This window comes from Thermocrispum sp. (assembly GCF_002919275.1).
Taxonomy (GTDB): Bacteria; Actinomycetota; Actinomycetes; order Mycobacteriales; family Pseudonocardiaceae; genus Thermocrispum; species Thermocrispum agreste.
In genome coordinates, this window is sequence record NZ_PKFA01000059.1 from 107,375 (window position 1) to 128,026 (window position 20,652).

Annotated in this window: 21 protein-coding genes; 16 read left to right on the forward strand and 5 right to left on the reverse strand. The window is 70.6% G+C overall.

Features of this window, described 5'->3' with window-relative positions; all coding sequences use genetic code 11:
- The first annotated feature begins 19 nt into the window (after positions 1–19).
- The 13 genes from CXP56_RS15745 (at position 20) to CXP56_RS15805 (ending at position 13,385) form a co-directional block, all read left to right on the forward strand.
- The gene (locus CXP56_RS15745) at positions 20–1,312 is read left to right on the forward strand and encodes a class I SAM-dependent methyltransferase (RefSeq protein WP_028846043.1); all 1,293 of its coding nucleotides are present in this window, start codon (positions 20–22) and stop codon (positions 1,310–1,312) included.
- 161 nt (positions 1,313–1,473) lie between these two features.
- Positions 1,474–2,460 (forward strand): helix-turn-helix transcriptional regulator, encoded by a 987-nt coding sequence (locus tag CXP56_RS15750; RefSeq protein ID WP_028846042.1) that lies wholly within the window; start codon positions 1,474–1,476, stop codon positions 2,458–2,460.
- Entirely contained in the window at positions 2,457–3,443 is a 987-nt protein-coding gene (locus CXP56_RS15755) for a helix-turn-helix transcriptional regulator (protein WP_028846041.1), read from the forward strand. The genes CXP56_RS15750 and CXP56_RS15755 overlap by 4 nt, the downstream gene beginning before the upstream one ends.
- A 96-nt stretch (positions 3,444–3,539) precedes the next feature.
- Positions 3,540–3,965 (forward strand): pyridoxamine 5'-phosphate oxidase family protein, encoded by a 426-nt coding sequence (locus CXP56_RS15760; RefSeq protein WP_028846040.1) that lies wholly within the window; start codon positions 3,540–3,542, stop codon positions 3,963–3,965.
- Between the two features lie 136 nt (positions 3,966–4,101).
- Positions 4,102–5,070 (forward strand): daunorubicin resistance protein DrrA family ABC transporter ATP-binding protein, encoded by a 969-nt coding sequence (locus CXP56_RS15765; protein ID WP_028846039.1) that lies wholly within the window; start codon positions 4,102–4,104, stop codon positions 5,068–5,070.
- Entirely contained in the window at positions 5,067–5,897 is an 831-nt protein-coding gene (locus CXP56_RS15770) for an ABC transporter permease (protein ID WP_084608748.1), read from the forward strand. The genes CXP56_RS15765 and CXP56_RS15770 overlap by 4 nt, the downstream gene beginning before the upstream one ends.
- Before the next feature lie 89 nt (positions 5,898–5,986).
- Positions 5,987–6,277 carry a hypothetical protein gene (locus CXP56_RS15775; RefSeq protein WP_028846037.1) on the forward strand — a complete coding sequence of 97 codons (291 nt, stop codon included), beginning with the start codon at positions 5,987–5,989 and terminating at the stop codon, positions 6,275–6,277.
- Between the two features lie 12 nt (positions 6,278–6,289).
- Positions 6,290–6,589, forward strand: coding sequence for a Sec-independent protein translocase subunit TatA (gene tatA, locus CXP56_RS15780; RefSeq protein WP_028846036.1), 300 nt, complete (start codon positions 6,290–6,292; stop codon positions 6,587–6,589).
- A gap of 25 nt (positions 6,590–6,614) precedes the next feature.
- Positions 6,615–7,547, forward strand: coding sequence for a twin-arginine translocase subunit TatC (gene tatC, locus CXP56_RS15785; RefSeq protein ID WP_038044210.1), 933 nt, complete (start codon positions 6,615–6,617; stop codon positions 7,545–7,547).
- A 672-nt stretch (positions 7,548–8,219) separates the two neighbouring features.
- The gene (locus tag CXP56_RS15790; RefSeq protein WP_286901754.1) at positions 8,220–10,961 is read left to right on the forward strand and encodes a DEAD/DEAH box helicase; all 2,742 of its coding nucleotides are present in this window, start codon (positions 8,220–8,222) and stop codon (positions 10,959–10,961) included.
- 102 nt (positions 10,962–11,063) lie between these two features.
- The gene (locus CXP56_RS15795) at positions 11,064–11,666 is read left to right on the forward strand and encodes a DUF4333 domain-containing protein (RefSeq protein ID WP_286901730.1); all 603 of its coding nucleotides are present in this window, start codon (positions 11,064–11,066) and stop codon (positions 11,664–11,666) included.
- A 54-nt stretch (positions 11,667–11,720) separates the two neighbouring features.
- Complete coding sequence (locus tag CXP56_RS15800) at positions 11,721–12,929, forward strand: GNAT family N-acetyltransferase (protein ID WP_028846033.1); 1,209 nt, start codon at positions 11,721–11,723, stop codon at positions 12,927–12,929.
- A 51-nt stretch (positions 12,930–12,980) separates the two neighbouring features.
- Entirely contained in the window at positions 12,981–13,385 is a 405-nt protein-coding gene (locus tag CXP56_RS15805; protein ID WP_051309422.1) for a DUF4333 domain-containing protein, read from the forward strand.
- 410 nt (positions 13,386–13,795) lie between these two features.
- On the opposite strand, the gene CXP56_RS15810 is transcribed toward CXP56_RS15805, so the two are convergent.
- Positions 13,796–14,773 carry a 5'-3' exonuclease gene (locus CXP56_RS15810; protein ID WP_028846031.1) on the reverse strand — a complete coding sequence of 326 codons (978 nt, stop codon included), beginning with the start codon at positions 14,771–14,773 and terminating at the stop codon, positions 13,796–13,798.
- 66 nt (positions 14,774–14,839) lie between these two features.
- Here CXP56_RS15810 and CXP56_RS15815 point away from each other — a divergent pair, with 66 nt between their 5' ends.
- On the forward strand, positions 14,840–15,991 hold the full coding sequence (locus CXP56_RS15815) for a M24 family metallopeptidase (protein WP_028846030.1): 1,152 nt from the start codon (positions 14,840–14,842) through the stop codon (positions 15,989–15,991).
- Entirely contained in the window at positions 15,988–16,443 is a 456-nt protein-coding gene (locus CXP56_RS15820; RefSeq protein ID WP_028846029.1) for an Lrp/AsnC family transcriptional regulator, read from the forward strand. Before CXP56_RS15815 ends, CXP56_RS15820 begins: the two co-directional genes overlap by 4 nt.
- Positions 16,444–16,500: 57 nt before the next feature.
- Here CXP56_RS15820 and CXP56_RS15825 read toward each other — a convergent pair whose 3' ends face one another.
- The 4 genes from CXP56_RS15825 to CXP56_RS19095 form a co-directional block, all read right to left on the reverse strand.
- Positions 16,501–16,881 (reverse strand): hypothetical protein, encoded by a 381-nt coding sequence (locus CXP56_RS15825; RefSeq protein ID WP_051309420.1) that lies wholly within the window; start codon positions 16,879–16,881, stop codon positions 16,501–16,503.
- A 105-nt stretch (positions 16,882–16,986) separates the two neighbouring features.
- Positions 16,987–18,069, reverse strand: coding sequence for a GDSL-type esterase/lipase family protein (locus CXP56_RS15830; protein ID WP_051309515.1), 1,083 nt, complete (start codon positions 18,067–18,069; stop codon positions 16,987–16,989).
- Between the two features lie 220 nt (positions 18,070–18,289).
- Positions 18,290–19,117, reverse strand: coding sequence for a DivIVA domain-containing protein (locus CXP56_RS15835; protein ID WP_051309417.1), 828 nt, complete (start codon positions 19,115–19,117; stop codon positions 18,290–18,292).
- Positions 19,104–19,613, reverse strand: coding sequence for a MerR family transcriptional regulator (locus CXP56_RS19095; protein WP_084608747.1), 510 nt, complete (start codon positions 19,611–19,613; stop codon positions 19,104–19,106). The genes CXP56_RS15835 and CXP56_RS19095 overlap by 14 nt, the downstream gene beginning before the upstream one ends.
- A gap of 528 nt (positions 19,614–20,141) precedes the next feature.
- Here CXP56_RS19095 and CXP56_RS15845 point away from each other — a divergent pair.
- Positions 20,142–20,615, forward strand: a complete 474-nt coding sequence (locus CXP56_RS15845) for a hypothetical protein (RefSeq protein WP_156899035.1) — start codon at positions 20,142–20,144, stop codon at positions 20,613–20,615.
- The last annotated feature ends 37 nt before the right edge of the window (positions 20,616–20,652 follow it).

Genomic DNA, 20,652 nt, shown 5'->3' on the forward strand with positions numbered 1-20,652 from the left:
GTGACAACAGGGAGTAATCATGGCCGAGGATGCGGCGGCGATGGAGAAGGCGCTGGTCAGGGCTGGTTGGGAGCTCGTCGACGTCCTCGGTGCCCTGGGTGCGGGCCAGTCGCAGCGGTTGTTCGAACGCCGATGGACTGCGGAGCGTGACCGGGCGGAGCGGGACCTGACCCCGCTGAAGACCGGCCCGTCGATCAGCGGGGCGACCGAGCGGCTGTACCGCAGCCCGGCGAACTGGACCCGGTTCCGGCGCACGATCGACTTCGTCCGGCCGGGGGAGCGGCTGTTCGAGATCGGCCTCGGGCGTGGCTACCTGGCCGGCATCTTCCTGCGGGACGGCCAGGTCGGCGCGTATCACGGCATCGACCTGGAGCCGGACAACGTGTCCGCCACCCGGGAAACGCTCGAGCTGAACGGGCTGGCCGACCGGGCAGAGGTGCGGCAAGGCGACCTGTACGACCTGACCCGCGACGAGGTCGCCGAGTTCGGTGCCGACCTGGTGGTCTGCTGCGAGGTCATCGAGCACGTCCCGGACCCGGAGGCGGCGGTGAAGACGCTGGCCGCCGCGCTGCCGGACGACGCGGACCTGCTCATCTCCGTGCCGCTGCTCGGCAGGCTGGAGAACGTCTGGGGGCACGTCGCGCTGTTCGACGCCCAGCGCATCCGGGCGATGGTCGAGGGTGCGGGCCTGACGACCCACCTGGTCGACGTCGTGGACAACACCTGGGCGTTCGTGCTGGCTTCGCATCGGCAGGGGCCGAACGCGCGCGCGGCGGCCGCTGCGGCCGCGTCGACCGATCCGTGGGCCGACGTTCCCGCCGACCCGGAGCTGCCGCGCGCGTTGCGCCGGGTGGACCTGGAACTGGCCGTGCCGAGCCGGTGGAACCGGCGGCTGGCGCACTCCGAGGTGCGGGTGCAGGACGGCGCGGTGCTGTGCTCGTTCACCGGGGAGGACCGCTCCGACGGGCCTGGCCAGTACGGCGGTGCGGCCATCCCGGTGGCCGATTCGCTGGGTATCCGGCTGGAGCTCGCGCTCGACGACATCGACGACGTCGAGGTGTTCTACGTCGACGCGTACGCCGAGTCGAAGCGGGTCGCGCGGTGGAAGTGGGAGCCCGGTGCGCGGCGTCCCCGGTCCAACCCGGCCACGTTCGTGTTGCGCAAGGGCCGCAAGGGGCTGAACTTCGTGCCGCTGCACGTGGACGACCTGTCCTCGGCCGACACCTACGAGGTGTTCGCCCGTATCAAGCCGGGCTCGTCGGTGCAGTTCCGGATCACCAGGGCCGCTGTGCTGACCAACGCGGTCCGGTGACCGGCACCGCGCCCGGCCGGGCACGCTTCGTGGCCGTGCTGATGCGGATGGTGCCCGGCGAGCGCGAACTGTGCCGCCGGTGGCGATCAGCGGCACGCTAGCGGCGGCGAACCTGGCGGGGCGGCGCAAAACAGCTGGCCAACCGCGTTACTCTCGGCAAGGTGTCCACCGCGCGTGCAGAACGACTGGTCAACCTCGTGCTCGCGCTGCTGTCGACGCGCCAGTACCTGACCGCGGAGCGCATCCGCGCCATCGTGCCTGGCTATGCCGACGCGCCGAGCGACGAGGCGTTCTTCCGCATGTTCGAGCGCGACAAGATGGAGCTGCGCGAGCTGGGCATCCCCATGGAGACCGGGCGCAACTCGCCGTTCGACACGGTCGACGGGTACCGCATCGCGCGGCGGGACTACGAGCTGGGCGAGATCGAGCTGGCGCCCGACGAGGCGGCCGCCGTCGGGCTGGCGGTGCGGCTGTGGGACTCGCCGGAGCTGACCGGGCAGGCCCAGGCCGCCTTGGTCAAGCTGCGCGCGGCGGGCGTCGAGGTGGATCAGCAGGTGCCCGCACCGGTGCAGCCGCGGGTGCGCGCCGACGCCGCGTTCGGCCCGATGCTCTCGGCGGTGCAACAGGGCCGCGCGGTGCGGTTCGAGTACCGGCGGTCGGGCTCGCCGGAGCGGATGACCCGGACGGTGGAGCCGTGGGGTGTGGTGTCGTGGCGCGGCCGCTGGTACCTCGTGGGCCACGACCGGGATCGTGACGCACCACGTTGCTTCCGGTTGTCCCGGGTGCAGGGGAAGGTCACGCCGTTCGGCCCGGCAGGCGCGGTCAAGCGGCCCGACGGGGTGAATTTGCTCGACTTCGTCGCGGCCAGCCACGAGCCGGAGTTCGACGCGCCGGCGTCGAAGGCGCGGCTGTGGGTGGCCGACGGCAAGGCCGCGGGCATTCGCCGCAGGGCGCGCGTGATCGGCAGGCGCACGGTCGCGGGCATCGAGGGCGACGAGATCGAGCGCAACGTCTACTACTTGGACGGCATGGCGAAGTGGATCGCCGGATACGGGCCCGACGTGCTGGTGCTGGAGCCGGACGTGCTGGCCAAGGCGGTGCACGAGCGGCTCAGCGCGCTCGCCCACCCAGGGGGTGATCGGCGATGACGTCGAGCGCACGCGGGGTCGGCGCACGCCTGCCGCGGCTTCTTGCGCTGGTGCCTTACCTGCTGGCCCGGCCGGGGATCCGGATCGAGGACGCGGCAGCCGACTTCGGGGTGAGCGCGAAGCAGCTGCGCAAGGATCTGGAACTGCTGTGGATGTGCGGGCTGCCCGGTTACGGCCCCGGCGACCTGATCGATCTGTCGTTCGAGGGCGACACGGTGACCGTGACCTACGACGCGGGCATGCGCAGGCCGTTGCGGCTCACCGGGGGAGAGGCGACCGCCTTGCTGGTGGCGTTGCGCGCCCTGGCCGAGACGCCGGGTGTGCTCGACGCCGACGCGGTGCGGCGGGCGATTGCCAAGATCGAGGCGGCCGCGGGTCAGGCGCAGCCCGCGGGTGTCGTGGTCGATGCCGGGTTGCGTGAGGCACGCCGCACGGCCGAGACGCGCCGCGTGGTGCAGGAGGCACTGAACGCGCAGCGAGCGGTGCGCATGCAGTACTACACGGCGTCGAAGGACAGGATGAGCGAGCGGGTGGTCGACCCGATGCGGCTGCTGGTCGTCGAGGGACGCAGCTACCTGGAGGCGTGGTGCAGGCGCGCCGAGGACGTGCGGTTGTTCCGGGTCGACCGGATCGACGAGATCGAGGTGCTGGCCGAACCGGCACGCCCGCCGGAGGATGCGCAGCCGCACGACGTGTCCGCCGGCTTGTTCGCGCCGAGCCCGGAGCAGCCCACCGCGACACTGGTGCTGGCGCCGGATGCCCGCTGGGTGGCGGAGTACTACTCGTGCGAGGAGCTCGAGGAGCTGGAGGGCGGGCGCCTGCGGGTGGCGATGCGCTACGGGGACGAGTCGTGGATGGTGCGTCTGGTGCTCGGCCTGGGTGGGGACGCGGTCGTCGAGGAGCCCGCCGAGCTGGCCGGCAAGGTTCGGGAACGTGCCGCCGCCGCGCTCGAGCTGGCCGCGGCCGCGCAGCTGGCGCAGTGACGCCACCACCGGAACGCCATTGATCTCGCGGCGAACGCGTACCGGCGTCGTGGTGAACGCGCTGGAAGTGTCGGTGCCCGGCCATAGGGTTGCGGCATGCCTCTGACACGGGAAGAACGCGAGGCGTTCCTGGCCGAGCCGCATGTCGCAGCATTGTCGGTGGACGCCGGGCCGGGCAGGGCGCCGCTGACCGTACCGATCTGGTACCAGTACCGGCCGGGGGAGAACCCGTGGATTCTCACTCCGGCCGAGTCGCGGAAGGCGAAGCTGATCACGGCGGCCGGGCGGTTCTCGCTGATGGTCGACACGGTGCATCCGCGGGTGCGCTACGTGTCGGTGGAGGGGCCGGCCGCCGCGGTGCAGGAGGCCGACGAAGCCGCGCACCGCGAACTGGCCACCCGTTACCTTCCCGCAGGCGCGGTCGAAGAGTACGTAGCGATGGCGCGTCGCGACTTCGGGCGGCAGCTGGTCATCCACCTCCGGCCACAGCGGTGGCTGTCGGCGGACCTGACCATGGCGTGAGACGCCGCCTTGACTTCGAGTCAACTCGAAGTTCTAGCGTGACGGGATGCCGGGCACGGAGAAAACCGGAGGCGGAGTGTCGGTGGTGTCCGGCATCCTGTTCGAGCACATCATCCGATTTGACTGGAGTACCGCAGTGGAGCACGCGATATGGGCCGAAGGCTTGGTCAAGCGTTTCGGCGAGACGACAGCGCTGAACGGGGTCGACCTCGCCGTGCGCACTGGATCGGTCTTCGGCCTGCTGGGGCCGAACGGTGCAGGCAAGACCACGGCGGTGCGCATCCTGGCCACGCTGCTGCGGATGGACGAGGGAAAGGCCACGGTCGGCGGGTACGACGTGGCCACGCAGGCGCACCAGGTGCGCCAGCTGATCGGCCTGACCGGGCAGTACGCCTCGGTGGACGAAACGCTCACCGGCATGGAGAACTTGCTGCTCATCGGCAGGCTGCTCGGCATGCCGAGGCGCGAGGCGAAGGCCAGGGCGAAGCAGCTGCTGGCCGATTTCAGGCTGAGCGAGGCGGCAGGCCGGGCGGCGAAGACGTACTCCGGCGGCATGCGGCGCAGGCTGGACCTGGCGGCCAGCCTGGTGGGGCGGCCGCGGATCCTCTACCTTGACGAGCCGACCACCGGCCTGGACCCCCGCGCCCGGCTGGAGTTGTGGGACCTGCTGCGTGAGCTGGTGGCCGGCGGGGTGACGATCCTGCTCACCACGCAGTACCTGGACGAGGCGGATGCGCTGGCCGACGAGATCGCGGTGATCGACCACGGCCGGGTGATCGCCAACGGCACCCCGGACGAGCTGAAGGCCAAGACCGGTGCACAGACCCTGGCGGTGCGGCCGGCGCTGGACAGCGACCTGCCGGTGGTGCAGCGGGTGGTCGCCGAGCTCACCGGTGCGCAGCCGGACGTGCAGGGATCGCTGGTCACCGCGCAGGTGACCGAGCCGTCCGTGCTGCCTGCCGCCGTCCGCCGGTTCGACGACGCCGGAGTGGTGCTGGCCGAGTTGCAACTGCGCAGTTCCAGCCTGGACGAGGTGTTCCTGGCGTTGACCGGGCGGCCCGCCGAGGAAGCGCAGGCCGCCGAGTCCGAGGAGGTGCCGGCATGACCGCGACGACGACGGAAGCGGCAGGCGCGCCGCAGCGGGAGCCGGAGCTGGCCGTCCGGGTCACTCCCGCGGAGGGTGTCCGGCAGTCGCTCACGCTGGCCTGGCGCAGCGTCGTGCAGGTCCGGCACAACCCGTGGGAGCTGGGCGACTTCAGTTTCCAGCCGATCATGTTCGTGCTGCTGTTCACGTTCATGTTCGGTGGCGCGATCATGGGCGACTGGCAGGCGTACCTGCAGTTCATGCTGCCCGGCATGTTGGTGATGAACATGCTGTTCGTGACCCTGTACGTGGGCCAGGGCCTGAACACCGACATCACCAAGGGCGTGTTCGACCGGCTGCAGTCGCTGCCGATCGCCCGGTGGGCGCCGCTGGCCGGCCGCATCCTGGCCGATCAGGTCAAGCAGGCGTGGTCGATCTTCCTGGTGCTGGTGATCGGGTTCGTGCTCGGCTTCAGCCTCACCGGCACCGTGGGCGGCCTGCTCGCCGCGATCGCCCTGCTGCTGGGGTTCGCCCTGTGCTTCTCCTGGGTGTCGGTGCTGGTCGGGATCGTCGCCAAGGACCCGGAGCGGGTGCAGATCTTCGGGTTCACCGCGATGTTCCCGTTGACCATGGTGAGCAACGTGTTCGTGCCGGCGGCGACGCTGCCCGGATGGCTGAAGGCATTCGTCGACATCAACCCGGTCAGCGTCATCTCCGACGCGGTGCGCGGCCTGATGCTCGGCGGCCCGGTCGCCGATCCGCTGATGTGGTCGATCGTCTGGGCGCTCGGCTTCCTGGTGGTGTTCGCGCCGCTGTCGGTGTGGGCGTTCAAGCGGCGGCTCGCCTAGGCAACGAGCAGCGGCAGATCCGGTAACGATTCGCCGGGCGGCGGCCGGGTGATCACCCGGTCGTTCCGCCGTGCCGCTACGGTAGCGGCGTGACGTACTACTGGGTCAGTGCCGGGCTCGTGGTCGCGGGTGTGGTGGTGCTCGTCCTGGTAGCGTTACGCCTCCGTCGTGCGCTGCGGCACTTCACGGCGCTGGGCAATGCCACCCGGGAGGTGCTGCGCAGCGAGCTCGGCATGCTGCGGGCCCGCCGGGCCGCCTTGGCGGTGGCCGCCAGGAGGCGAGTGGGCGCGCGGGCGGAGCACGCGGCGGACGACGCTGCTGCGGTTCGTGACACCACCGCCGCGGACCGTAGACTGGTTGCTGACAGGCATATGCCGTGAAGGGAGGCCCAGATGGGTTCGCTGTCGCCTTGGCACCTGCTCATCCTGGTGGCCGTGTTGGTGCTGCTGTTCGGTGCGAAGAAGCTGCCGGATGCGGCGCGTGCGGTTGGTCGTTCGCTGAAGATCCTCAAGGCGGAGACCAAGGACATGCGGGGCGAGGCCGACGACACCACTCCGGGTGAGCAGCCCGCGGCCAAGGCGCTCCCGTCGGCGCAGGCGCCGGCCGCCGGCGTGCAATCGACCGAGGAGAAGGTGGCCGAACTGCAGCGCCAGCTCGACGAGCTGAAGCAGCAGCAGAAGAACGCGGGCTGACGCCACGGGGAGAGAACGAGGCGTCGTGGCCGAGTCGACCAAGTCGCGCCGGGAACGCAGGCGGGAGCTGCGCAGGTTGCGCAGCCGCAAGCACAACCCGGACGGGACCATGACGTTGGTCCAGCACATCTACGAGTTCCGTCGGCGGTTGTCGTACGCGTTGCTGGCCATCGTGGCGGGCGGCATCCTCGGCTTCATCTGGTTCGAACAGCCGGTCGGGCCGATTCCGTCGCTGGGTGAGCTGATCCGCGGTCCGTACTGCGCGCTGCCGGATTCCATGCTGGCGGACTTCGCAGGCGACGGGGAATGCCGGCTGCTGCAAACCAAGCCGTTCGAAGTGTTCATGATCCGGCTCAAGGTCGGCATCGCGGCGGGCGCGGTCCTGCTGTCCCCGGTCTGGCTGTACCAGTTCTGGGCGTTCGTGGCGCCCGGGCTGTACGAGCGGGAGCGCAAGTACGGCAGGGCGTTCGTCAGCATCGCCACCGTGTTGTTCGTGATCGGCGCGGCGCTGGCCTACATCCTGGTGCCGGTCGCGTTGCGGATGCTGGTCGGCTTCGGCGGTGACAACTTCGCCACCGCGCTCACCGGTGACGACTACATCTCGTTCATCATCACCCTGCTGGTGATCTTCGGGGTGAGCTTCGAGATCCCGCTGCTGATCATCATGCTCAACCGCGCGGGTGTGCTCAGCTACGAGCAGCTCAGCCGGTGGCGGCGCGGCCTGATCATGGCGTTGTTCGTCTTCGCCGCGATCGTCACCCCGGCGGACCCGTTCTCCATGTTGGCGCTGGCGCTGGCGCTGACGTTGCTGTTCGAGGCGGCGATCCAGGTCGCCCGGCTGCACGACCGCAAGCGCGCCAAGAAGCGCAAGGAACTGGGCTGGGACGACGTGCCGGACGACGAAGCCGCCCCGTTCGAGTACACCCCCAGCGGGCCGCAGGGTGAGGACGTGACCTGACCCGGGCACAGGGTGAGAATGCGGCCCGACACGGCGCGCAGGGCCATGACCTGACCCGGTAAGCAGGGTGAGGATGTGACCGGACCTGGCGCGGGGTGACGTGGCTCGACCCGCCTGCAGGGTCACGACCCGACTCGGCCGAGGGTCGTGACCTGGCTCGGCCGCTGGGCGAGGGGCGTGACTGGTTGCAGGCCGAGGGGTGTGATCTGACCCGGTCGCCATGACTGCTTCTCGAGGTGCGGACCTTGCCGGGCCGGGCGGCGCGGTCGAGCGTTGTTCGCGGGGGAGACCTGGCCAACAGGCGCCGTCAGCCGGGTGCTGGGCGAACCGGCCCCAAGCGACCCGAGCGGCTCCGGACAGCCGCGCAGCGGTACTGAACAACGCGCCACGGTTCCTCGTCGTGCGCGAACAGCTCCGCCCGCCCTCGTGTGCCCATCCGGTCACGTCCGGCCGGTCAGGAGCCGGCTCACGGTGTCGGAGCGCAGGATGCGCACGGCTCGGCCCACCAAGACTTCGCTGCGCGAAGGCAGCAGGCTGCGGCAGCACGGCGCGACACGCCTGCGACGACGCCGGTGACTGGGCTACGGCGCGTTCCAGGTGGCGGGTGTTCCTGCATGGCGCAAGCTGGTGTGAAACCCTGGCAGTGTGGCAGACAGCCCGATGACCCGGACGATGACACCGGCCGAGCGGTACCGCGCGGCGAAGGAACGGGCCCGCTACCCGCAGCTCACCGCTTTCGCCGCGGACATGGCGTTCGAGTTCGACGAGTTCCAGTTGCAGGGATGCCGCGCGCTGGAGGACGGTCACGGCGTGCTGGTCTGCGCCCCGACCGGCGCGGGCAAGACGGTGGTCGGCGAGTTCGCCGTGCACATGGCCATGGCCGAAGGGCGCAAGTGCTTCTACACCACGCCGATCAAGGCGCTGTCCAACCAGAAGTACACCGACCTGGTCAAGCGCTACGGGCCCGAGGCGGTGGGTCTGCTGACCGGCGACACGGCGATCAACGGCAACGCCCAGGTGGTCGTGATGACCACCGAGGTGCTGCGCAACATGCTCTACGCGGGCTCGTCCACGCTGCAGGACCTGGGCTACGTGGTACTGGACGAGATCCACTACCTGGCCGACCGGTTCCGCGGCGCGGTGTGGGAGGAGGTCATCCTGCACCTGCCCGAGCACGTGCGCATCGTCGGCCTGTCCGCCACGGTGAGCAACGCCGAGGAGTTCGGCGAATGGCTGGTCACCGTGCGCGGTGACACCGCCGTGGTGGTCGACGAGAACCGGCCGGTCCCGCTGTGGCAGCACATGATGGTCGGTGGCAAGCTGTACGACCTGTTCGCCGACGACGGCCGCGGCGAACGGCCGCGGATCAACCCGTCCCTGCTGCGGCGCACCGACGAGGTTGGCAGGCAATACGCCGCCGGCCACTTCCGCGCACCGCGCGGACGCAAGCGGTCCTACCGCAGGCCGCCGCGCTTCCGGCCCCCGTCGCGGGTGGAGGTACTGGAGCGCTTGGATCGTGCCGGACTGCTGCCCGCGATCGTGTTCATCTTCTCCCGTGCCGGATGCGACGAGGCCGTCCAGCAGTGCGTGCGGGCCGGGGTGCGGCTCAACACCGACGACGAGCGGATGGAGGCCAGGCAGATCATCGACCGCCGCGCGGCCGATCTGCCCGAGTCCGACCTGCACGTGCTCGGTTTCTGGGAATGGCGCGAGGCCTTGGAGCGTGGCGTCGCCGCCCATCACGCCGGGCTGCTGCCCGCGTTCAAGGAAACCGTCGAGGACCTGTTCGTGCGGGGCTTGATCAAGGTGGTGTTCGCCACCGAGACCTTGGCGCTGGGTATCAACATGCCCGCCCGGACGGTCGTGCTCGAGCGCCTGGTGAAGTTCAACGGCGAGGCACACGTGGACCTGACCCCCGGCGAGTACACCCAGCTGACCGGGCGGGCAGGCCGCAGGGGCATCGACGTGGAGGGCCACGGCGTGGTGGTGTGGCAGCCCGGCCTGGACCCGAAGCAGGTCGCCGGCCTGGCTTCCACCCGCACCTACCCGCTGAAGTCGTCGTTCCGGCCCGGCTACAACATGGCCGTCAACCTGGTCGACCACCTGGGCGCCAAGCAGGCCCGCGAGCTGCTCGAGCAGTCGTTCGCCCAGTTCCAGGCCGATCGATCGGTGGTGGGGCTGGCCCGCACGATCGAACGCAACAACGAGGCCCTGCGCGGCTACGCCGAAGCGGCAGGGGACAAGGACGAATTCGAGCAGCTGGTCGGCTACGCCGAGCTGCGGCGGAAGATCTCCGCCAGGGAGAAGGAACTGGCCAGGCAGAACAGCGCGGCCCGCCGTCAGGACACCGTCGCGTCGCTCGCCAAGCTCCGCAAGGGCGACGTGATCGCGGTGCCGACGGGCAGGCGGGCGGGGCTCGCGGTGGTGATCGACCCCGGCCTGGACCCGGTACGGGACCCCCGGCCACTGGTGGTGACCGAGGACCGGTGGGCGGGCACGCTGGCGGTGACGGACTTCGCCGGGCCGGTGGAACCACTCGGCAAGCTGCGGCTGCCCAAGCACGTCGCGGTGCGCTCGCCCAAGGTCCGCCGCGACATCGCCTCGGCACTGCGGGAAACCGGGATCACCCCGCCGGGTGGGCGGAAGCGACGGAAGGTCGACGTCAACTCGGATCCCGAGCTGGCCGGCCTGCGGCGGGCGCTGCGGGCGCACCCGGTGCACGGCCTGGCCGACCGGGAGCAACGGCTGCGCTGGGTGGAGCGCTACGAGCGGCTGGCCGCGGAGAACGAGAAGCTGCGGCAGCGGGTGGCGGCCACCACCCACTCGTTGGCCAGGGCGTTCGACCGGATCCGGCGCCTGCTGACCGAGCGCGGCTATCTGACCGACGAGGGCGAGCGGGTGACCGAGCACGGCAGGCGGTTGGCCCGCATCTACGGGGAATCCGACCTGCTGGTCGCCGAGTGCCTGCGGCACGGGGTGTGGGCGGATCTCGGCCCCCCGGAACTGGCGGCGGTGGCCTCGTCGGTGGTGTTCGAATCCCGCCGGGACAGCGCAGGCGAGCCGCGGATCCCGGCGGTGGTGGTGCCCGCGTGGCGGGAGACCGCCAGGGTGTGGACCGAACTGGTCGACGACGAACGGCGGCACAAGCTGGAGCGCACCCGCGAGCCGGATCCCGGGTTCGCCTGGCCGGTGTACCGGTGGGCGCGCGGCGAGAGCCTGGAAAGCGTGATGAGCGCCGCCGAGATCAACGGCCAGGAGCTGTCCGCGGGCGATTTCGTGCGCTGGTGCCGCCAGGTGATCGACCTGCTCGAGCAGCTGCGCGACGTGCTGGGCGGGGAGCACCCGGTAGGCAGGACGGCGGCGGAAGCCGCTCGGTCGCTGCGGCGGGGTGTGGTCGCGGCGGGAAGCGTGTAGCGGGAAAGATCACGGGTCCGACAAGGTGAACACCGCCGGTTCGTCGCTCGGAGAGGTCATGTGGTTTGATCCTGCGCAGAATGCGGTCCGACTGGAGGCACGATGAGCACGCCCTATGGAGGCAACGGCCCACAGCAGTGGGGTCAGCAGCCTGGGGGTCACCCGCAGGGTGGTCACCCCGGACAGCAGAGTGGCGGGTGGGGACAGCAGTACCCGCCGAGCGGCCCGCAACCGCAGCAGTACCCGCCGAGCGGGCCGCTGCCGCAGCAACAGCCGCCTGCTTACCAGCAGCAGCCGTACGAGCAGCAGTGGCAGCAGCCCGGGCAGGTCTACGGTGGCCAGTACCCCGGCGGCGGCTACCAGCAGCCCGAGGAGAAGAAGTCCAAGACCTGGCTGTGGGTGACGATCGCGGTCGTGGTGGTCGCGCTGGGCGCGGTGGGCGTCCTGGGATTCTGGATGCCGGGCTTCTTCGTCTCCAAGACCTTCGACTCGGCCGCGGTCGAGCAAGGCGTGGTGAAGATCCTGCGCGAGGAGTACAAGATCGAGAACGTGCAGAACGTGAACTGCCCGGACGGGCAGAAGGTCGAGCAGGACCACTCGTTCACCTGCACGGCGACGGTCGACGGCCAGGAGAAGAAGATCCCGATCACGGTCACCGACGCCGACGCGGATCCCCCGGTGTACCGGGTGGACAGCCCGCAGTAGGCCCGGAGCGTAATTCGGTGGCTGCGGCGTCGGTCGTTCCGCAATCATGCGCTGGTGACCGACTACCAGATCAGGATTGCGCAGGAATCGGAACACCGCGCCGCCAACGCCATGTTCCGCGGCACCATGCACGAGCCGCCGATCGGCGACGATCGGTGGGAGCGGGTGTCGCGGGCGTACCAGCCGAACAGGCTGCTGGCGGCGTTCGAAGGTGACGACGTCATCGGCATCGCGCGGTCGGTCGATTCGGCCTTGGTGGTTCCCGGTGGGAAGCAGGTGCCGATCGCCGCGGTTGCCGCGGTGGGCGTGCGCGCGGACCGGACACGCCGCGGCATCGCCACCGAGCTGATCCGCCGTCAGCTGGCCGAGGCGGGCGAACGCGGAATGACGATGGCCGCGCTGCACGCCAGCGAGGCGGTCATCTACGGCCGCCACGGGTACGGTGTGGCCACTCAGGAGCGCACCGTGATCCTGGATCGCAAACGGGCCAAGGTGCGCAATCGGGTCACCGACGGCCGGGTCGACCTGTACGACCTGGCCGACGCCGTGACGATCCTGCCGGAGGTCTACGCCCGGTTCGAAGGGTCCCGCGTCGGCATGATCACCCGCCCGTCGTACCTGTGGGCGATCTGGGAAGAAGTACTGAACGAGCAGCCGCAGCAGGTGGCGCGCGTGGCCGTGTACCGCGGCCTGGACGGCGTGGAAGGCTTCGCCGCCTACCGCGTCAACAACCCGTGGCCGGAGGACGGCGATGCGGTGCTGCACCTGCTGGACATGGTGACCGGGTCGGACGAGGCCTACCGGGCGCTGTGGCAGTTCCTGATCGGCGTGGACTTGGTGGACAAGATCAAGGCGTGGGCGCGTCCGCTGGACGAGCCGATCGAACCGATGCTGGTGGACTCCCGGGCGTGCACCACCCAGCACATCGGTGACGAGGTGTGGCTGCGGCTGATCGACGTGGAGTCCGCCCTCCGGGCACGTGCTTACCAGCCGGGCACCGGCGTGGTGATCGAGGTCGTCGACACCGTGCTGCCGCAGAACAGCGGCCGGTACGCGGTGTCCGCCGACGGTGTCGAGCGCACCGATGCGCCTGCCGGCCTGACAATGGACGCCGAGGTGCTGGCGATGCTGTACCTGGGAGCCTGGCGGGCTTCCGCCCTGGCGCGGGCCGGGCGGATCAGCGTCGCCGATCCTGCGGCGCTGGCGGCTGCGGACGCGGTGTTCGCCGCCGAGCAGGTCCCGTGGTGCGGAACGTTCTTCTGAGTACTCCTTTTGCAGTAGTCTGCCCACGCGCAGACCACGGAAGGAGCGCTGGTGAAGATCGGGGTCACGTGCGGTGCTGGACTGGCTGTGCTGGTCGCCGCCACGCTCGCGGCGGGATGTGAGCAGCGGCAGGATCCGGGGTCGCATCCGGATCCTGCCCCGCAGCCGAGTGCGAGCCCGCCCAGCACGTCGAATCCGGAACCGCCGGCGCCGGTCACGTCCTACGAGCCCGCCCCGCGCGAGTTCGACCACGCGGCGATGCAGGACGCGGTGCACCAGATCCTGACCGAGTACCACCAGATCGACGATCTCGGCACGGTGATCTGCCCGCCGGGGAAGCCGGTGGAGGTGGGCCTGAAGTTCCACTGCACGGCGACGATCGCGGGGGAGAAGAAGCAGGTGCCGATCACGGTGACCAGCGACGAGGGTGACTATCGGGTCGGCGCTCCGCAGTGACGCCGTGCGCGAGCGACGCTGACGGGGAGCTCGGCGGCGAAGGACCAGCCTCCGCATCCGCGGTCGGACACCGTGGATCGAGCTTGTGGTGTTCGGGACGACGGGCAATCCGGCGCGTAGCGGGCGGCGGGGCCGAGACGCGGAGGCGGGCTGGTGACGCGCGCCTCGAGGTTTTCGGGCCCGAGGTCGGCTTCGGCACGCGGTGACAAGCGCCTCGAGTTCGGTGCGGACCAGGATGCGCCTCGAGTCCGGTGCCGGGCGGGCTTCGGTGCGGATCGGGACGTGCCTCGACGTGCCGATGGGGATCCCGGCCTCGGCGCGTGGACCGGCGGCGAACCCGCTACCCGGGGCGACGGGCGGGGTGACGATTGGTCGGCGGACCTGTCACGGCCGGCACGCCGCCGGCCCGGTCACGTGCCGGCGGCGTGCTTCTCGAGTGCCGCCAGCAGCCGGGAGGTCGACTGGCCAAGGTTCCACTTCTCCGACAGCTCGGCGATGCGGTCCGGGTCGGCCGGGGCGGAAGGCACGGCGTCCGGTCCCGACGTCTCCACCGGGGCGTCGGTGACCACCCGTACCACCTTCGGTACGGCCGCCAGATAGTCCGCCGCCGCGACGATGCTGGTCTTGGCTCGTTTCGGTACCGCCGGGTCGTCGTCGTGCGCGGCGCGTACCAGGGCGTCCAGCGAGCCGAACTGGGTGATCAGCTTGGCTGCGGTCTTCTCGCCGATACCGGCGACGCCGGGCAGGCCGTCGGAGGGGTCGCCGCGCAGCATGGCCATCTCCGCGTAGCCGTCCCCGGCACGGTCGGCGGGCAGGCCGTAGCGTTCGGCGATCTCGGCCGGGCCGAGGACTTCCGCTTTCGCCCACCCTTTGCCCACGTAGATCACCCGCGCCGGGGTGGGTTCGTCGCGGACGAGCTGGAACAGGTCCCGGTCCCCGGTGACGACCTCCACCGGGTCGGCCGTCTCCCGCGCCGTCAGCGTGCCGATCACGTCGTCCGCTTCGAACCCGTCCGCTTCCGCCACGCACAGGCCGAACGCGTGCATCAGGTCGATGATGATCGGGATCTGCGGGCTGAGCGTGTCCGGCACTTCCTCGGTGGCCTGCCCCAGCCCGGCCGCCAGCAGCACCGGGTCCGGCTGCTCGGCCACCCGGTGCGCCTTGTAGCTGGGCAGCAGGTCGACCCGGAACTGCGGACGCCAGTCCGCGTCCAGGCACGCCACCAGGCGGGACGGCCGTCGGTCGGTGACGATGCGGGCGACGGTGTCCAGGAAGCCGCGTACCGCGTTGACGGGCGTGCCGTCCGGTGCCCGCAGGGACTCGGGCAGTGCGTAGAAGGCCCGGAAGTACAAGCCTGCCGCGTCCAGCAGGGCGATCGGAGCGCTCATGGTGCGAGCCTGCCACACCATCGGTGCACTCGGCCGGGGGTGTGCTCGCGAAGTACGCTTCAAAGCATGTCGAGGCGCTCACTCCACACTCCGGCTCCTGCCCCGGCGACGCTGCGCGCCCGCCTGGACAAGGCGCGGGTGGCCGCGGCGGACGCGGGCACCGACGCTTTGCTGGTCTCGCCGGGATCGGACTTGAAGTACCTGCTCGGCCAGGCGGGTGGCTCGTTCGAGCGGCTGACCACCCTGGTGGTGCCCGCGGGCGACGCCCCGGCGGCGCTGGTGCTGCCCAAGCTGGAGGCCCCCGGCTACCACGACGTGCCGTTGGACGAGCTGGGTGTCGAGCTGGTGACGTGGGTGGACGGGGAAGACCCGTACCACGTCGTCGCACGGCTGGTGGAACGTGGTGGCAAGCCCGGCCGGGTCGCGGTGAGCGACGCGATGATCGCGCTGCACGTGCTGGGGCTGCGCAGCCGTGTCCCCGCCGACCAGGTGCTGGCCGGGCCGATCCTGCGTCAGCTGCGGATGCGCAAGGACGCCGAGGAGATCGCCGCGCTGCGTGCGGCCGGGGAGGCGATCGACCGCGTGCACGCCCAGGTGCCCGAGTTGCTGCGGGCCGGGCGGACCGAGGCCGAGGTGGGCAAGGACATCGAGCAGCTCATCGTCGCGGAAGGGCACCTGGCCGCGGATTTCGTCATCGTCGGGTCCGGCCCGAACGGGGCGAGCCCGCACCACGACGTCTCGTCCCGTGTCCTGCAGGAAGGCGATGTCGTCGTGGTCGACATCGGCGGCCCGCTGCCGAACGGATACAACTCCGACAGCACCCGCACCTACAGCCTCGGTGAACCCGCCGAGCCCGACGTGCGTGAGACGTATGCGGTGTTGCAGGCGGCGCAGGAAGCCGCGGTGGCGGCCGTGCGGCCAGGGGTGACGGCGGCGCAGGTCGACGCGGCGGCCAGGCGGCCGATCACCGAGGCCGGGTTCGGGGATCAGTTCATCCACCGCACCGGGCACGGAATCGGACTGGACGTGCACGAGGAGCCCTACATTCAAAGTGACAACGATCTCGAGCTCGAACCGGGCATGGCGTTCAGCGTGGAACCGGGCATCTACCACAGTGGCCGGTGGGGCGCCCGGATCGAGGACATTGTGGTGGTGACCGAGGACGGGGTGGAACCGCTCAACCGCCGTCCGCACGACCTGCTGGTGGTCGAGCCGTGACCGCATCGCCGCTGGAACCCATCGACCGGGCCATCGTCCGGGAACTCAACGCCAACGGACGGTGCAGCTTCACCGATCTCGCCGAGCGGGTCGGGCTGTCGGTGTCCGCGGTGCACCAGCGGGTGCGCAGGCTGGAGCAGCGCGGGGTGATCACCGGCTACACCGCGCGGGTGGACGGCGAGCAGGTGGGCCTGCCGCTGACCGCGTTGATCTCCCTGACCCCGAACGACCCTGCGGCACCGGACGACTACCCGCAGCGCCTGGAGCACATCAGGGAGATCGAGGCCTGCTACTCGGTGGCCGGCGACGAGTCCTACGTGTTGCTGGTCCGGGTCGCATCGCCTGCAGGCCTGGAGGACCTGCTGCGGCGGATCCGGGAGGCGGCCAAGGTGTCGACGCGCACCACGGTGGTGCTGTCCACGCCGTTCGAAGGACGCCCGGTCGCCATCTAGCGCGCCCTACCGCCCGGTCGCAATCGAGCGCGGTACGGCCCGGTCGCAATCAGCGCGCTACCGCCCGGCGTCGTCGCCGCCCGGGCCCAGCACCGGCCGCCACCGCTTGGTGGGCTCGTCGACGGCCGACCGCCGCCGCGGATTGCCGGTTTGCAGCAGGATGCTCAGCCGGTGGAACGCGGCGAGGAACGCGCTGCGTGCCTCGTTGTGCTCGGCCGCCTTGGCGTGCGCCAGCCCGGCGCGCACCGACTGCAGCGCCATCGGCTCGGCGGCGGCCAGCAACGCTTCCACACCAGCCACCGTGTCGGCGAGCTGGCCGAGCAGCACGTCGATGTCCGGGTGGTGCTCGACGACGGTCAGTACCGGAACCAGCAGCCGAAGCTGGTGGTGCAGCCGGGACAGGTCGTCGATCGGGCCTGGGCGGCGGGTGATGTCCATGGCGGGCTCCGGGCTCTCGGCGGCTGCGGCTGGCACAGGGACGGACCACCGCGTGGTTCGTGACGTGCCCTGGAGCCGGCTTTGCCTTTCGCGGGGGAGCCTAGCTCACTCGGTCGGCGCGGCGTGCAGGTCGCCGTCGTCGCCCGGCAGGCAGGCCGCGCGCGGTTCCGGCATGGCCAGGAACTCGCTCACGCAGCGGCCGATCTGCCGGTGACCTTCCTTGTTGGCGTGGAAGGACTCCTGGGCGGCGTGGCTGGCGCGCACTTCGTCCCGCAGGTCGTCCCAGCGCACGGTGAGCCGGGTGAACCATTCGCTGGACGGGTCGTCGCCACCGGTGCAGGCTTCGTGTCCCTCGCCGGCCCTGGACAGGTCGAGAAACCGGGCCCCCGCCTCGTCGGCGGCGCGCCGCATGCCTTCGCTCAGCTCCCTGACGCCGGTCGAACGAATCCACTCCAGATCGCTCTTGCGGAACGGGCATCCGTTCAACGAGCGCAACGATTCGGGAATGTCCGGGCTGACCGGGGAGGCATACGACAGCAGCACCAGCTGGTAGTCGCCGCGGCGGTAGCCCGCGTCGGCCAGTGCGGTGCGGATGTCCTGCAGTGCCCGGACCACTTTGGGCACCATGCGCTCGATGATCTGCGGCCAGTCGCGCCGCATGGCCTCCGTGCACGGCGTGGGGCCCCAGTACGCCTTGGCGCAGTCGGTCAGTCGTGCGGAGAACCGAGGGTCGTCGTTGGCACCCACCGCCACGACGACCGCGGTCACCCGGTGCGTCTTGGCGATCCGGCGAAGCTGGGCGGCCTGGGACCCTTCGGTGTACCGGCGTGCCGTGCCGAGGCGGACCAGTTCGGTGGTGGCTCCCGAACAGGCCAGGTTGATCTTGCGGCGGACGCCGGGAAGGTCGACGTGGTGGATGACCGCATCGGGGGAGCGGTGGCACCAGTTGCCGCCCCGGCCGTCGGTCTCCGGGGTGTAGGTGCCGGTGCCTTCACCGGACAGCGTGCTGTCACCGATGCTGACGACGGTCAGCGGTCCGGTCCCCGGCGGGCCCTGGCGCTTGCGCTGAGCGGGTTCCTCGCCAGGCAGGAAGGCGATCGCGGCCAGCACACCGGCGAGGACGCCGAGGGCTGCGGCGACGTGCCACCAGCGAACGCGGCGACGACGGGGCGCGAGCGTTGCGGGCATTGCCGAAATCCTACGCGGATGCACTCGCCGGCGATCCGTCGGCGTGGGACCGGCCGCCACCGGGCCGACGGCACGGCCGGCCCCGTGAACGGTGACCACGAACAGCGACGCAGGGCGGCCGGTCACCGGAGCAATCGTTGCGGCGAGGACGTCACGGCGGAGGACGGAACTGGACGCATCCCGATGGGCGGCCACACGGCGGAATGGCCGCCGACGTCGGTCAGGCGGCTGCGACGCTCTCTTCCACCGTGCCTTCCTCACGCATGGTCGGAACGTGCACGTCGGCCGCGTCGACGTCGCGGATCTCGACCTCGTCCTGCTGTGGTCGCAGCATCGTGTCGGCCTGGTCGAGCAGACGCATCGTCTCGCCCAGCATCGAGCTGATCTGCGCCCGGTGCCGCTCCAGCTCGGCGACCCGGCGCTCGGCCTCGGCCACCATGCGACGGCTCTGCTCGGTCGCCTCCTGCACCAGGCGCTCGGCTTCCGCCTTCGCGGCCGCCTTCTCCTCGGCGATCTGGCGCACGGCTTCGCTGCGCCGCTTGTTCAGCGCGATGCGGAAGTCCTCGTCCATCTGCCTGCGCAGCTCGGCCGCCTGCTCGTCGAGCTCCCGGCGCCGCTGTTCGGCTTCGGTGACCAGCTCGTGGGCCCGCTTGCGGGCGCGTTGCATCAGCTCCTCGGCCGACCGTGCGGTGTCCCAGCCCTGCTGCGCCGCCGCCTGGGCGCGTTCGGTGATCTCCTTGGCCTCCTCCTGGGCCAGTTCCACCATGCGGCGCATGCGCTCGGTGAGCGCGTCGGGGGAGATCGGCTCGCGCGCGATCCGGTCGACCTTCTCCTGCAGCGCGCGGATCTCCGACTGGGCCTCGGTCAGCCGGTCCGCCAGTGAGTCCGCCTTGGCCAGCGCGGCGTCCCGGTCCATGGTGAGCATGCGCAGCTCCTGCTCCACCGCCGCCACGTAATGCTGCACCTGCTCGCGGTCGTAACCACGCCACACCACGTCGAAGTCCGTCTTCAACGGCACAACCTCGGTGTTCGCCTCAGGCGTCGTCACTGCCGTCATCCTCCTTGTTCGCGTCGTCGGGCCCGTGCTGGGATGCGTGGTCACCGGCGGCAGCCTCGCCGCGTGCGTGCTCGCCGGGAGTCTTCGTCTGCTCGGCTTGCTCGGCCTGGGTGGTCTGCTCGGCCGGCGCGCCGGTGGCGTCGGCGAGCTGGGCGCGCAGCTGGGCGATCTCCTCTTCCGCGGCGCGCAGGCGCTCCTGGGTCTGCTTCAGGTCCGCGCGCGCCGCCGCCAGCTCGTTCTCCAGGTCCAGGATGTGCGACGCGGCGGACAGGGTGTGCCCGTTGTCCAGCTGCTCGCGTAGCCGGGAGACCAGCTCCAGCTGACGGCGCGAGTAGCGCCGGTGGCCGCCGGGTGACCGGTGCGGGGAGACCACGTCGGCGGTGTCCAAGCTGCGCAGAAAGGCCTGCTGCACGCTCAGCAGTTCGGCGGCCTGACCGATCGTGAAGGCCGGATAGTCCGGATCGTCGAGCTTGTTGAGCTCAGACACCCTGCGTCCCTTCCGTGCGAACCTACGGCTCCGCGCTGCAGCCAATTGTCGCTCATCCTTGACATATTTCTATAGTATCGACTGTAGAAATCTGTCAGTCATCGGGCCACTCTCCTTGTGGCCGCCGGCGGTGGGATCGATGGGCGATGGGATGACGGAGCCGCCGAAGCGCGCCGGAAGTGTCTGCTTTGCCGTGTTCTCCCGTGCTTGCGCGTCCCGGAGCGCGCCAAATCGTGGTGGCGCACTCCACAAGACTTACAGCGTCGGGAACAAAAAAGCTTGAGTCGATGTTGAATGGTTGAGCAGCCGTGCCCTGCGGCTGCCTCACGGAGAAGCAAGGAGGATCGCCGATGGTGATGCGGACGGATCCACGCGGTGGATTCACGCAGCAGGGCGTCGGCAGCGTCCGGCCTACCGTGATGCCCGACGATCCTGATCGTGGTGACGCCCCAGCCGGAGAGCGCGGGACCGGCGCCGGTGCACCAGCGCGACGCCGGTGTCAGGACGGGGTCTGGGGGAGTTGACGACGTGAGCACCGTTGCGTCACCGACATCGGAGATTTCTGGCGACGTCATGCATCACGTGCACCGCGCGATCGGACGCGCGACGAAGGAGCTGACCCACACCACCGACATCGACCGCCTCCACGCCATCGCCGAAGGCGTTCAGCAGATCGCCACCGCCCTGACCGGACTGATCGACGTGCTGGCCGAGCGGTCTCCGGCCGCGGTGACCAGGGCCGGGCACCCCGACGTGGGCGAAGAGCTGGTGCGCGATCTGCGGGCGGCACGGGGGTGCCTGACCACGGCGGGCTTGCTGCTGGCCCCGGCGGTCAGCGACCTGCGCGAGATCGCGGAGGGCAAGGCGCCCGCCAAGGACACCAAGCGCCGCCGCTTGTACGACGACGTGACGACGCCGGAGCCCACAGCGGCGACCGTCATCGACGGCAAGACGGTGCCACGTGAGATCACCGCCGCGCCGGAGGCGGCGAACGCCTCGTGACCGGGCGGGATCGCCGCCCCACGGCGTGACGCGCACC

Bases quoted from the DNA above. Each gene is read 5' to 3' on its own strand.
- CXP56_RS15815 (WP_028846030.1), top strand. From the start codon at position 14,840: ATGTCGAGGCGCTCACTCCACACTCCGGCTCCTGCCCCGGCGACGCTG.
- CXP56_RS15770 (WP_084608748.1), top strand. From the start codon at position 5,067: ATGACCGCGACGACGACGGAAGCGGCAGGCGCGCCGCAGCGGGAGCCG.
- CXP56_RS15825 (WP_051309420.1), bottom strand. From the start codon at position 16,881: ATGGACATCACCCGCCGCCCAGGCCCGATCGACGACCTGTCCCGGCTG.
- tatA (WP_028846036.1), top strand. From the start codon at position 6,290: ATGGGTTCGCTGTCGCCTTGGCACCTGCTCATCCTGGTGGCCGTGTTG.
- CXP56_RS15760 (WP_028846040.1), top strand. From the start codon at position 3,540: ATGCCTCTGACACGGGAAGAACGCGAGGCGTTCCTGGCCGAGCCGCAT.
- CXP56_RS15830 (WP_051309515.1), bottom strand. From the start codon at position 18,069: ATGCCCGCAACGCTCGCGCCCCGTCGTCGCCGCGTTCGCTGGTGGCAC.
- CXP56_RS15790 (WP_286901754.1), top strand. From the start codon at position 8,220: ATGACACCGGCCGAGCGGTACCGCGCGGCGAAGGAACGGGCCCGCTAC.
- CXP56_RS15795 (WP_286901730.1), top strand. From the start codon at position 11,064: ATGAGCACGCCCTATGGAGGCAACGGCCCACAGCAGTGGGGTCAGCAG.
- CXP56_RS15745 (WP_028846043.1), top strand. From the start codon at position 20: ATGGCCGAGGATGCGGCGGCGATGGAGAAGGCGCTGGTCAGGGCTGGT.
- CXP56_RS15810 (WP_028846031.1), bottom strand. From the start codon at position 14,773: ATGAGCGCTCCGATCGCCCTGCTGGACGCGGCAGGCTTGTACTTCCGG.
- CXP56_RS15755 (WP_028846041.1), top strand. From the start codon at position 2,457: ATGACGTCGAGCGCACGCGGGGTCGGCGCACGCCTGCCGCGGCTTCTT.